Raw genomic sequence first — 13566 nt, 5'->3', positions numbered from 1 at the left:
AAATGGAACAACAAATTGGTGTCGTAGGGATGGCCGTAATGGGGAAAAATCTGGCCTTGAATATTGAAAGCCGCGGCTACTCAGTGGCATTGTACAACCGCAGTAACGAAAAAACCGAGGAAGTCATCGCAGAGCATCCGGACAAACGTTTCAAAGCAACATACAGTATCTCAGATTTTGTTCAGTCTGTTGAAAAACCGCGGCGGATTCTGCTGATGGTCAAGGCGGGACCTGCTACTGATGCCACGATTAAGGAACTGCTGCCTTATCTCGATAAAGGAGATATCTTAATCGATGGCGGCAATACTTTTTTCCAAGATACCATTCGCCGCAGTGAAGAGCTGGCAGATTCGGGCATCAATTTCATCGGTACCGGCGTATCCGGCGGCGAGGAAGGTGCGTTGAAGGGACCGTCGATTATGCCTGGCGGACAAAAAGCGGCCTACGAACTAGTAGCGCCAATTTTGGAGCAGATTGCTGCTAAAGCCGAAGACGGGTGTCCGTGTGTCACGTATATCGGTCCTGATGGGGCAGGACATTACGTCAAAATGGTCCACAATGGTATCGAATATGGCGACATGCAGTTGATTGCTGAATCTTACGACCTGCTGCAACGAATTTTAGGCTTATCGGCAGCTGAAATGGCTCCGATTTTCAACGAGTGGAATCAAGGGGAACTGGACAGCTATCTGATTGAAATTACCGCTGACATCTTGACTCGAAAAGACGATTTAGGCACTGGTAAACCAATTGTTGAGCTGATTTTGGATGCCGCTGGTAACAAAGGCACTGGCAAATGGACCAGCCAGTCGGCTTTGGATTTAGGAGTGCCACTGCCGTTGATTACAGAATCTGTTTTTGCCCGCTTTATTTCTGCCTACAAAGAGGAACGAGTGAATGCTGCCACTCAGCTGACAGGCCCGACACCGAAAGGCTATGAAGGGGACCGACAAGAATTGATTGAAAAAATCCGCCAAGCGTTGTATTTTTCAAAAATTATGAGTTATGCTCAGGGTTTTGCTCAACTACGTACCGCTTCGAAGGACTATGGTTGGGAACTGGCGCCTGGAGAGATTGCCAAAATCTGGCGGGCCGGTTGTATCATTCGGGCACGTTTTTTGCAAAAAATCACGGAAGCTTATGAAACGACACCGGATCTGGAAAATCTATTATTAGATGATTATTTCAGTCAAATCACCGCCAACTATCAGCAGTCCTTGCGAGATGTGGTTGCCCTAGCTGTTCAAGCGGGTATTCCGGTGCCGACTTTCTCCAGTGCCATTGCTTATTTCGATTCTTACCGTGCCCCACAATTACCGGCCAATCTGATTCAAGCTCAACGGGATTATTTTGGAGCACACACCTATCAGCGAACCGATCGGGAAGGTATTTTCCACTATAACTGGTATACTGAGTAAATAATCCATCATCAAAAAATTGGAGGTAACTATGGAAAATATTCTCTTTTTACTCGGTATTGATGAAGACCAGCAGCTTGACTTCCAGCAACGATTTCCGCAAGCCCACTTCACCTTCACTGATAAGACTAGTGTAACGAAAGAACAGCTGGCAGAGGCAACGATCATTATCGGTAATCCGCCAGTGGGCCTGCTTTCAGATCAGTTGACGAATTTGAAGTGGCTGCAGTTGAATAGTGCCGGTTACGATGAATATTTGCAGCCGGGAGTTTTGCCGCCACAAACTATTCTTTCAAATGCGCGAGGCACCTATGGCTTGACGGTTTCTGAACATGCCTTGTCTTTGTGTCTAATGCTTATGCGCAAACTGCATCTGTATTTGCGAGATCAGCTGTCCCACGATTGGGCCAGAGAAGGCCGAGTAAAATCGGTTTTTGGTTCCCGTGTCGGAGTAGTGGGATTAGGAGACATCGGACGCAACGTCGCTACTCGTTTTTACAGCTTAGGGGCGACAGTGATTGGCTATGATATCGACTCTGAAATTCAACTAGAAGCAGTTGCCGAAGTTCGTCCCATGGCAACTATTGGTGAAACGGTAGCTGATCTGGATGTTCTCATCCTTTGTGCTCCTGCAACTGCAGAAACCCATCACTTGGTAGACACCTCACTTTTGAATCAAGCCAAGGCTGATTTGATTTTGATCAATGTGGGTCGAGGCGATTTGGTGGATACCCCAGCTTTGATTGCCCATATGGAAAAAAACAGTGACTTTATGGCTGCCTTGGATGTGATTGATCCAGAGCCATTGCCTAAGGATTCCCCTTATTGGGATGTACACAATTTAGTCCTGACACCCCACGTAGCTGGTGGTTTTCACTTGGATAAGACCAAGGAACTCTTCTTGGAAATCGCAGCAGGAAATCTCAAAGCATTTTTCACCGAACCAGCAGCACTCCAAAACGTGATTCGTCGCGACAGTTAGTAAGCGGTGTGGTAGCAGTGCTTTTTCAAAATGAAACCAAGGAACATCGAACAATCGCTCGTTTCTAGAGCAGTTGTTCGGTGTTTTTTATATCCGAAGAAAAAGAGGGGCTGCGTTATTATCGAAGGAGAAATTAGGAAAATCAGTTTTATTTCTTTTAGATGTTGCGCTGATTTTTTGACAGAACTTAATGATAGGCAAAAACTATCACCAGCGATAAAAAACACCAATCCCCCAGAGCGTTGCTTTTAAAATACTTGGATTATATAATAACTTCACAATCCAAATAGCAATCGCAGGGAACAGATGAGTACAAGAGATAGCCTTTTAACAGAGAGTTTTCGTATGCTGAAAGAAAACAAAGGCATTTCTTGGAAGATGGTCTGGGAGCATTTTTTCGTAAGAGCACGTTGCTTGAGCGAAAAGCGGAAGGGCCGTTATCCCTAGAAGTTGTCGCATAGTTCGGCACAAAGGCTGCAGTATTTGCGGCAAACAAAGGTGGTACCGCGACCAGATCGCCCTTTTAGATAAGGGGGTCTTTTTTTTATAGTTTTTTTGCAAGGGGACTGGCTAGATAGGTTAGGTCAATTGCCTAAAACTACTATTAAAAAAGCTAGTTGGATGTTGGATGCACAAGAAGTCGGTACTCATCTAGTTTTAAAAAGACGGCGGGCTATAGACAAATGCCAGCTTAGAAAGGAAGTCGAACATGGATTTTCAACTCATTTTCCAACAGATACCACTGTTTGGAAAAGCATTAGTTCTTACGGTTAGTTTAGGAGTGGCGGGGATTTTCCTATCCTTAGTGGTAGGCTTTTTCGTAGCCGTCAGCCGCTTTTTCCAACTCCCGATTTTGGCTAGGCTGGGCACTATTTACACCGAGCTTTCCCGCAACACGCCATTATTGATCCAACTGTTTTTTCTGTATTACGGTCTGCCAAAAATCGGAATTTCTTTGGAGAAAACCACCGCTGCCGTTATTGGACTCACCTTTTTAGGTGGTTCATATATGGCAGAAGCTTTTCGCGGGAGTTTTCAACAAGTTCCTAAAGTTCAAGTGGAGGCGGGAAAGTCTCTGGGATTTTCCCGCTGGCAACTGGCTAGCCAAGTGATTTTACCGCAAGGACTTCCCTTAGCAATTCCTAGTTTAGGTGCCAACGCCATCTTTTTATTGAAAGAAACCTCGGTTTTTAGCGCCATCTCTATCATGGATTTGACCAATACTGCAAAAGATCTTATTGGCATGTACTACATGACGCGGGAGTTTCTCTTTTTGCTAGTGGTCAGCTATGGCGTAATCTTGCTGCCGCTGATTTTACCGCTGCATTTGTGGGAAAGGAGGGTCCGCCATGCCACAGGGAATCAGGATACTCTTTGAAGGAAACAATCTTCAGCGCTTGCTACTGGCGTTGGTAGAAGTAATCAAGTTGTCAGCAATTTCGCTTGTGATTGGACTGCTGCTAGGTGTTTTTCTGGGAATCCTCCGAACAGGGAATAATTCCGTGGTTAAAGGGCTTCTCAAAATCTATCTGGAAATTTTTCGAATTGTGCCATTGCTGGTGTTGCTCTTTGTTTTCTATTACATCTTGCCGGAAGTTACCGGAGGCTCGATTTCAAAAGAAGTCGTCTCCCTTTTGGTCTTCGTTCTATGGATATCAGCGGAAATGAGTGACCTCGTTCGCAGCGGCATTCAATCGGTCAGTCTTTCTCAAGTCGAGAGTGGGCGTTCACTAGGGTTTTCTCGAGGACAGCTGTACCGCTATATTTTGCTACCCCAAGGGCTAAAGCAGATTATTCCCATGACGTTAAATCTAGTGACCCGGGTGATCAAAACTACTAGTTTATTGATGATGATTGGCGTGGCAGAGCTGATTCGAGTAGGTACTCAAATCATTGAACATTACACGGTTACAATTCCGACGGTTAGTCTGTGGATTTATGGTGTCATTTTTATCTTATATTTTATGCTGTGTTACCCACTGAGTTGGTTGGCGCAACGGTTAGAAAAAGAGGAGGGCTGACCATGGCAGAAATCATGTCTGGCAAGGGCATCACAAAAAAAATTGGCAATAAGGTGATTCTTTCTGAAGTGGATCTAGCCATCGAGGAAGGGGAAGTCGTGGCATTGCTGGGTCCTTCCGGCAGTGGTAAGAGTACCTTGCTTCGCTGCTTGAATGGGCTAGAAACGATTGCTTCTGGTGAACTGTTTTTTGATGGAAACAAGATTGAACGAAGCGAAAAGAATTGGCAACAGCTACGGCAGGAAATCGGAATGGTTTTTCAAAGCTATGATCTTTTTCCGAACAAAACAGTGTTGGAAAATCTCCTGCTGGGACCAGTAAAAGTACAAAAACGAGAGCCAAAGGAAGTTGAACGAGAGGCGCTAGACTGGCTGGCACGAGTTGGTCTGAAAGAACGGGCACAGGATTATCCCCGCCAACTTTCCGGCGGTCAAAAACAGCGGGTCGCAATCATACGCAGTCTTTGCATGAAGCCCCGTCTGATGCTTTTTGATGAAGTAACAGCTTCTTTAGATCCAGAAATGGTGCGAGAAGTATTAGAAGTCATTTTGGAGCTGGCAAAAACAGATAAAACACTTTTAATCGTAACCCACGAGATGTCATTTGCTCAGCAAGTGAGCGATCGCGTTCTGTTTATGGCAGAAGGCAAAATTATCGAAAATTCAGCAACACCGGCCTTTTTTTCCGGGCCACAAACCAAACGGGCGCGAGACTTTCTCCAAAGTCTTGACTATACAAACTTATAAAAAGGGAGCGAATGAATATGAAGAAAAAGGTATTGTTGAGTATTTTGTCTATCCTCACCATCGGAAGTTTGGCAGGCTGTGGGTCAAGTACTGCCAAAGCCACCAAAAGCAATCAAGAAGAAGCGTCGTCTGTGACTGCTATCAAGAAACGGGACAAGCTGAAAGTTGCTGTTTTTGGAGACCTTTCCCCATACGGATACTTGGATGAAAAAGGTGAAAACCAAGGCTATGATGTGTACTTGGCTAAGCAGTTGGCCAAAGATCTGCTGGGAGATGAAAATAAAGTTGAATTTGTGGTCGTCAACGCCGAAGAACGAGTAGACGCTTTGAAATCTAACAAGGTTGACCTCGTGTTGGCCAACTTCACTAAAACACCCGAGCGAGAAAAAGTCGTGGATTTTGCTAATCCTTATATGAAAGTCGGCATCGGCGTGGTCTCTTTGAAAAAAGCGGCTATCACTTCTCCAGATGCCTTGTCAGGAAAAGAGCTGATCGTGACCAAAGGAACGACTGCTGAAACCTACTTTACTAAGGAATATCCTGACGTCCAGCTGGAAAAATACGAATCTAAAAGCCAGCAGTTCCAAGCGCTGACAGATGGTCGAGGGGCAGCATTGGCAGATGACAACACCTACTTGTATGCTTGGGTCAAAGAAAATCCTGACTATGAAGTGGGAATCAAAGAAATCGGCGAAGTCTCTACCATCAATCCTGCAGTGAAAAAAGGCAATGAGACACTTTTGAAATGGGTCAATGAAGACCTTGATAAACTTTCCGATGCCAATTTCTTTGAAACAGCCTATGACGCGACGTTGAAGCCGTTTTTTGGAGCAGATATCAAGGCCTCAGACGTCATTATTACCAAATAGTAACTAACAAATGCTTAATGAATAGCTGGCTTATGATGGCTGAAATACAGGCTGAAATAACCACTGTGGTGAAAAAAAGAGTCCAGTTAATAATAAAAATCAGAGCTGCCACTTGTGAGAGTGGAGGGCTCTGTTTTTTTGTAGGAAGCTAATTCAACTGCTTTTAATGAAACAAAGCAGAGAAGCAAATAGAAGATGATAATTTTGCTATTTCCTTTGAATAGTAAGTGGTTTTGTCGTGTTATGGATTAGGGGTTTCTTTTGTGTTGTAAGGCTATCTAGAAAGTCAGGAGACAGCCTTTTCCTGGCTTGTACAGATTGAGTTGGCCCCGAGAAAGCTACAATTTTCTCGGGGCTGTTTTTTTATACTTTTTTTAGTTAAACATGCAAATTTCCGATAAAAACAATTGTTGAAATCGCGATATATATGATATGTAGCAGGTTTTCATAAGATGCTAGTCTCATCTTGGCTATTTGGGTCAATGGGAGCAGTGGCATCTTTTTTACTTTCTAAAAAAGAACAAGATGAGAGGAGAGCGTTTTATGATGAAAACTGTTGGTTCAAAACAAAGAGGGGATGAATTAAGGTGAAAAATAAGAAAAGCATTTCTATTTTATCGGTAATTCTATTGATGATTCCATTTATCCAGAATCTATTTACTGGGATCACTGCGATTGCGGCAACTAAGACAGCTCTGGAAAGTATCGCGCTTATTCACAATGATTATGGAGCCACGGCATTGCGCTATGAAGTGAATACCGATGAAAAAGAGATTGATTGGCAGTATACAGTGACAAAAACAGCACAAACGACACCGACTCAGTTCGGAATGAAATTAGTATCTGCTGGTGAAACCGTTCCGATTCAAGCTCTTCAAATAGAAGATGGCAACTACGAAGTCAAAGATGGCTGGTTAACACAAAAACAGCCGACTTTCGAAGCGCTGACGAAGCAAGTGGTTCACTTTAAAACTAAATTAGTTGAAGAAGTAAATATCTCTTCAGCTATATGGCAAAAAAATGACCAAGGAGAACAAGTCAATTTATTAGCGGATCAAAATCCGGTGAAGGTAGTGATTTCGTCTGCAAACGTGCAAACATCCTCCAAGTCAACAACGGAAACAACAAAAGAATTGATAACAGAGGAGTCAAAAACGACTGCCATTTCTGAAAAACAGGAACAAGCAACGGACGCATCAAAATCTCCTGAGAGCCCAAAGACCCGTGTTTCTGAGGATAAAAGAGAACAGGAAGGGGAAACTGGTTCAAGTGAGTTAGCAGATTCAGTTGCGCCGGCTTCTGAAGTAATTGCAAAAGCTGAAGGTCGAGACATTACTGAATTGCCAGGAGCAGAAGCCTTGTTTGACTCCGAGGAAGGCAAGACAATTTTTAGTGAGGAGGAGTTGACAAAGGATGGTCAGCCCATTGACGGGATGGATATCCAAGTAGATGATAATCTGCTTTTGCAATATGAATGGAGTTTGCCAGAAGAGCTGCGAAAACATATCCAAGCTGGCGACTATTTTGATTTTAAACTTCCTGACAAATTCGTTATTAACGCCGAACAGCTTACTGGATCACTGACTGATAGTGAAGGGCGTGTTTACGGAACCTTTGTCATTAACAAAGATGGTAGCGTGAGAATTACGTTTACTGATGAAGTTGAAAAAAATTCCGGAATTAAAGGGAAATTGAATGTCGCCGGAAAAGTAGATAAGAATAAAATTGATGGACCCGGCGACACAGAAATCGATGTTCCCTTTGTTGATGGAAGTGATCATGAGACGCCTAACATCGTCGTTCCAAATACAAAAGCTATCTCTAAAAAAGTCGTTTCTCAGTCTAAGAACGATGAAATTGTCGACAACAAGGCCATGGTTCGTTGGGAAATAATTGCCAACCAAACAGCAAATACAATGACTAATGGTCAACTGACTGACTACTTACCAAAAGGTGCCACCTATAAAGGTAATCTAACAGTGATGGAATATGATGTGGATTTAGCGACAGGAAAGCTGATTGAACCAGGAAAGGCCATTACCCTTACCCCGAGCTTTGATAGTGATGGCAATCCGGTATTCAAATTTCCGTCTCCGACTAAAAAAGCATATAAGGTGTCTTTTGATACGGCCATTGATTTGGATCAATACGAAAGTGCCGTGAATCCCGAAGATCTCAGTGCGACAGTTACAAATAAAGCAAACCTAACTTCAGAAGAAACAAAAGAAGTGGATGCTTCAGCTAGTGCTACTTTTGGGTCGTCAAGTGTAATTAAAAAGAGTGGGACTGGGATAAAAGATGGAGTTGCTTCTTGGCAGATTACGTTTACAAAATCGGGAATTGACATTCCTGGAGGTACGACTTTCATCGACAAAATTGGGCAGGGACAGATTATGACTGATCAAAATGGCCGTGAACTTTCAGTCAGTGAACTACAGGACATACTCCAAGCAGAATTCACCAAAAATGGTAAAAATGCGGGTAAAACAATCAAAGTCAGCAAAAATTCAGATGGTTCTTACCGATTAGAATTTCCAGAAGGGATTGCTGACAGCTTTGATTTGACACTGTTTACTTCTGCTAAGGGGGATGCACACCAATATACCAATAGTATCTCTTGGAACGGGAATGACTCCCATGGCGAAAACAATGTTGAGCAGCCTAAATCTGGCATAGTCAAAGAAAATGACAAAGGACAAAATGCTGGAGGCGTCATTTCTTCAGATAAAAATGACGGCATCGTGAATTGGACGATTAAGATAAATTCAGAACATGCAACCTTAGACAAATGGCAGCTTACAGATAAACTAAAAAATTCGACATGGAGCAAAAAGCCGACTGATGTTCATCTTTTTGAAATCGTGAAGGGTGTAGAAAAAGAAGTAGACCCCGCAACATATACGTTGACTGAAATAACGGATACGGGATTCACCCTCGCTTATGATAAGAAAACGGCAAGTGAGTTTGTAATTCGTTTCCAAAGCATATATGACAAGAATAAGTGGGACCTGAATGTTTCAAATGATGCTGCCTATAACTTTACCCAAGGAGATAAGACGTGGTCTAGCGGTGATGACAGCAGTTTTAAGACACCGGGAGATCAGCGGGCGCAAGTGCAAGGAAGCAAAGGGGGCGAGTTTAACGCCATAAATAATACTGTTACTTGGCGAATCAAACTCAACACGAGTCATATTCCTTTAGGTGATCAAGCGAAGCTAACAGATCCGATTCCAGCCGGTCAAACCTACAATGGGGACGGAAAAGTTTACAAAGAAGATGGTCAGACCCAAGCAACAGGATTTTCTGTTTTGGAAGAAGCGGGTAAAATAGTAGTCACTGGTTTTCCAAAAGGATCAACAGCAGCTTACGAGTTTGTATTTACTACAACTGTTGCAACGGAAAATGGCGAAATTGCAGTGGGAAGCGCCAAGAACACAGCAACATACCAAGACGATCTCAATAAAAAATTGCAAGTATCTGCCAGTGTGGATTACACCAAAAATGCCGATTATGTAAGCAAAACGGATAATTATGATAGCAAGCAAGACCTATCCACGGTTCATTACGCTATTGAGGTAAACCCGGGAAAACTGACATTGAAAAACGTCAAGCTGGTGGACAGCAAGTGGGTGAATGTCAAAGTTATTCCTTCGACATTGAAAATTAGTGATAGTGAAGGAAACGATGTCACGGACAAGTTTAAAACGACTTTTGCTGAACAGCAATTTGAAATTGATTTTGGCAATATCAGTGAGCACTATAGGGTGACCTATGATAGCAAAATCAATTTTGTTGGAAATCCTGGTGAGAACGTTCCAGTAAAAAATACAGCTACAATCACTGGGGATAATATCGACAAAGAGTCTGGCTCAGACAGTGAAGAGTTGGTTGTCAAAGTACCAGATGCCGGCGGGACGGCGCAAGGTGAAGTACGTTCCTTATTGATAAAAAAAGTCGACCAAGATAGTGGCGAAGCAATATCAGATGCTGTTTTGGCATTGTATCGTGGTCCAGTATCTGATGGTAAATTGGTAGCCACTTGTCAAACCGATAAAAAGGGAGAGGCGACTTTTGACAACCTAACATTTGATGACTATACCCTTATCGAAGAGACCCCGGCAAATGGGTACTATATTAGTGACGAGCTGAAAAAAGGAATCGTGGTAACTATCGACGAGAGCTCTGATCCTAAGGCCGGTCAGATCATGAAAGTAGTCAATCAGCGACTAGGCTCGCTTCATTTAACAAAAGTAGCAGCAGAAGATACCAATAAAGTGTTGGCAAATGCCACATTCAAACTTTATTATGCAGATGCAACGACGCAAGTCACAACGAATGGTCTCGGACAAGCAATCGGTGAAGGAGAAGCACACACCTTCACGACGGATGCAGAGGGTACTTTGTCGATCACAAACTTGATTCCGGGAAAATATTTGCTCAAAGAAATTAGTGCTCCTGACGGATATCATTGGACTGAAGTAGACACTCAGAGCACAGTTGCACCTGGTGAAACGACGGAAATCACTATCGAAAATCAATTGAATAAGGGCCGTATACAGCTTCAAAAAGTCGATCAAGACGGTCATAATTTAGCTGGAGCAAGTTTTACGTTAAGTGATGGTAATCCAAAAAATGACGTGATAAAGACTTCTGGACAAGATGGGATGGTCTCTTTTGATCTGGAAGCAAATAAAGTGTACACCATTACAGAAACAACAAATCCGACTGGCTATTCAGGTAGTTTTAAACTAGAAAATATTCGTGTAGTAGCAGACGGGAAAGTTGTCTATGGCGAACCTGCTGTCGAGTATTCCCCTGCTAATCCGCTCAAAGTGACAAACAACTTGCTTACCTTAGATATCAAGGGTGAGAAGACGTGGGCATTGGCTGGAAACGATGCTGCGTTAGTTTTGCCTGCCAGTTTAAAAGTTACTTTACTGCAAAATGACACAGTTTATAAAGAAGTCATCACAACTGCAGCCGAAAATTGGAAATATTCGTTTACAGATTTACCAAAAGTGAATCAAAAAGATGGAAAAGACTATGTTTACAAGGTAATTGACAAGGTGGATGGCTATACGACAAAGTATGGGGACAATCCTTATGACCTCATCAACCAACTGGAGACAACTTCTCTTTCAGGAGAAAAAACCTGGGATCCTTTAGCAGAAACATTCGACGTGATTCCAGATGCCGTTACCATTCAGTTACTTTACAGTGAGGATCAGGGAGCTTCTTGGCAACCTTTCTTCCGAGATGGACAGGAGCTCAGCTATTCAGCTACCGCCACTGAAGGATGGAAGTACCACTTTGACAATCTACCGAAGTATAACGGCAGTGGTGACAGCTTGACCTATAAGGTACAAGAAATTGATGTGCCGGGCTTTACACCAGAGTCAAAAGATGGGCAAAACCTTTATAATAAAATGGAAACAACCTCAATTGCGATTAACAAATATTGGTCAGATTCTGATAACTATTACGGCACTCGACCAAGTGCGCTTGATTTTACCTTGATGGTGAAAGAAGGTGGCAAATGGAAGAGTTTTGCAGAAGTCTTCCATAGCGATAAAACCATTCATCTGAAGGGGTCTTCGACTACCTGGAAGGGGACGTTTAAAGAATTACCGAAATATGACAAGTCAGGTAACTTAATCCAGTATGGTGTGAAAGAAAATCTATCTGGTTTAACAAATGTCTATATTCCAAATGGCGGGAAACAAGGAGATAGCCAACAGCTTGAAGAAGCAGCCCAAGGGGCAACTAGTCTGTTCACCAATAATCTAGCGACGGTTTCAATAACAGTCAAAAAGTCCTGGTCAGATTTTGACAATCGCTTTGACAGTCGCCCGGATCGAATCGCCTTTCAGTTATATGCTTGGCACGAAGGTGAGTCTGAAGCAATGGCTAAAGCTTTTGGAACACCGACAAACCATTCCGGAATTTTCGATATTGCCGGTCCTAACTTTGAACCGCTGACCATCGCCGGATTGCCTGAATACGACCAAGAAGGCAATAAGATGCATTACAAGGTTGAAGAGGTCAATATACAAGAAAATTATTCTCAAACGCCAGGTTATGAAACTGATGGATCGGATCTGACGATTGTTAATGAGTTATTGACTACGGATATTACAATTAACAAACAGTGGGATGACAAAGGAAACTCAAGTAGCAATCGTCCTGAAATTACGCTGGCACTTTATCGAAATATCCAAGGAGAAAAACCAGCACTTATGGCAGACAATCTCGGGACGGACTACACCCGGAAAATCCCCGCTGGTTCTACTGCTGAAAACTGGCAGGTGACATTTGAAAATCTGCCTCGAAAAGATAAGTTAGGGCACGATTACATTTATTCTGTTAAAGAACTCACCACCACAAATAATTACCAACAAGACCAGCTTTCAGCCTTAACGGTCAAAAACAGTTTGCTGGTGACAGACGTGCCTGTTATCAAGCAATGGCAGGATAACGGAAACGATTTTGGTTCCCGACCGCAGTCTATTGAGTTTTCACTTTATTACAAAGTGGGGACCGCTGAAGAAAAACCATTTCTCAACGAAAAAGGTGAACCAGTCAAAAAGGTGATTGATGAAACTACAGCTATATCAGACAGCCAATGGCAGTACACTTTTACGAATTTGCCAAAATTTGATATCCAAGGTACCGAGTATGAATACTTGGTTCACGAGACCCGTACAGACGAAAGCGGGCAAGAAATTATGCCTAATTATGCGGGTCAGGAATCTGGAACAATCATGGTAAATCGACTGGTAACGACAGAGGTTACCGGAGAAAAGACTTGGCAGGATGAAGAAAATCGGTTTGCTTCCCGACCAGAAAGCATTTATGTGCAACTGTATCAAAACGGAAAATCATTAGGTACAGACTATCTTCAAGAGGTAAGTAAAGGGCAAAATGGTGGGTGGAAATATCGCTTTACCGATCTGCCAAAAATGGACGGTGCAGGTAAAGAATATAGCTATTCTGTTAAAGAAGTGAATCCCCCTAAAAACTACCAAGTATCAGCAGACGGAATGAGCCTAATCAACACACTGGTCACCACCGAAATTTCTGGAGAAAAGACCTGGAAGGATCAACAAGATGTAGATGGACTGCGACCAACTAAAATCACAGTGGCGCTACTACAAAATAATAAGATTATCCAGCGAACGGAAGCAAGTGAGACAAGTGGTTGGCGCTACTCTTTCGGGAAGTTGCCTACTTATGATCAAAACGGTCAGAAGTATCAGTATACAGTGATTGAAGAAAGTATTCCAAATGGTTACCAGGCAACAGTTGATGGATTCAATATTACCAATACCCACACGCCGGCAGGTAAGAAAGGACGTTTGACCTTACCTAAAACAGGTGAAGCAAACAGCAATTGGCTGCTGCTTACCGGTATTATATTGGTGAGTTTGGCTATTTGCTTGAAAATGGTTAAACGCAAAAAGAATTCTCAATAACGCTAAGAAGTATTAGAAACGGAGCGATGCCAATAAGTTGAGTCACCGTCCTCTGACA

At 42.9% G+C, this 13566-nt stretch carries 7 protein-coding genes and 1 other annotated feature; all 7 genes read left to right on the top strand.

Going from position 1 to position 13566, the window contains the following annotated elements; all coding sequences use genetic code 11:
* Positions 1 to 2: 2 nt before the first annotated feature.
* Positions 3 to 1418, top strand: a complete 1416-nt coding sequence (gndA, locus tag BAU14_RS09995) for an NADP-dependent phosphogluconate dehydrogenase (protein WP_161899962.1) — start codon at positions 3 to 5, stop codon at positions 1416 to 1418.
* Positions 1419 to 1449: 31 nt separating this feature from the next.
* Positions 1450 to 2400 carry a D-2-hydroxyacid dehydrogenase gene (locus BAU14_RS09990; RefSeq protein ID WP_161899961.1) on the top strand — a complete coding sequence of 317 codons (951 nt, stop codon included), beginning with the start codon at positions 1450 to 1452 and terminating at the stop codon, positions 2398 to 2400.
* Between the two features lie 289 nt (positions 2401 to 2689).
* Positions 2690 to 2926: a binding site (T-box leader), on the top strand.
* A 183-nt stretch (positions 2927 to 3109) separates the two neighbouring features.
* The gene (locus BAU14_RS09985; protein ID WP_161899960.1) at positions 3110 to 3778 is read left to right on the top strand and encodes an amino acid ABC transporter permease; all 669 of its coding nucleotides are present in this window, start codon (positions 3110 to 3112) and stop codon (positions 3776 to 3778) included.
* Positions 3750 to 4421 (top strand): amino acid ABC transporter permease, encoded by a 672-nt coding sequence (locus BAU14_RS09980; protein WP_161899959.1) that lies wholly within the window; start codon positions 3750 to 3752, stop codon positions 4419 to 4421. The genes BAU14_RS09985 and BAU14_RS09980 overlap by 29 nt, the downstream gene beginning before the upstream one ends.
* A 2-nt stretch (positions 4422 to 4423) precedes the next feature.
* Complete coding sequence (locus tag BAU14_RS09975; RefSeq protein ID WP_161899958.1) at positions 4424 to 5167, top strand: amino acid ABC transporter ATP-binding protein; 744 nt, start codon at positions 4424 to 4426, stop codon at positions 5165 to 5167.
* A 17-nt stretch (positions 5168 to 5184) separates the two neighbouring features.
* Entirely contained in the window at positions 5185 to 6036 is an 852-nt protein-coding gene (locus BAU14_RS09970) for a transporter substrate-binding domain-containing protein (protein ID WP_161899957.1), read from the top strand.
* A gap of 587 nt (positions 6037 to 6623) precedes the next feature.
* Positions 6624 to 13508, top strand: a complete 6885-nt coding sequence (locus BAU14_RS09965) for a Cna B-type domain-containing protein (RefSeq protein ID WP_161899956.1) — start codon at positions 6624 to 6626, stop codon at positions 13506 to 13508.
* The last annotated feature ends 58 nt before the right edge of the window (positions 13509 to 13566 follow it).

It is taken from the genome of Candidatus Enterococcus leclercqii (genome assembly GCF_009933135.1).
GTDB lineage: Bacteria > Bacillota > Bacilli > Lactobacillales > Enterococcaceae > Enterococcus_C > Enterococcus_C leclercqii.
Note: the sequence above shows the minus strand (reverse complement) of the source record. Positions and strands in the feature narration are given on the sequence as shown.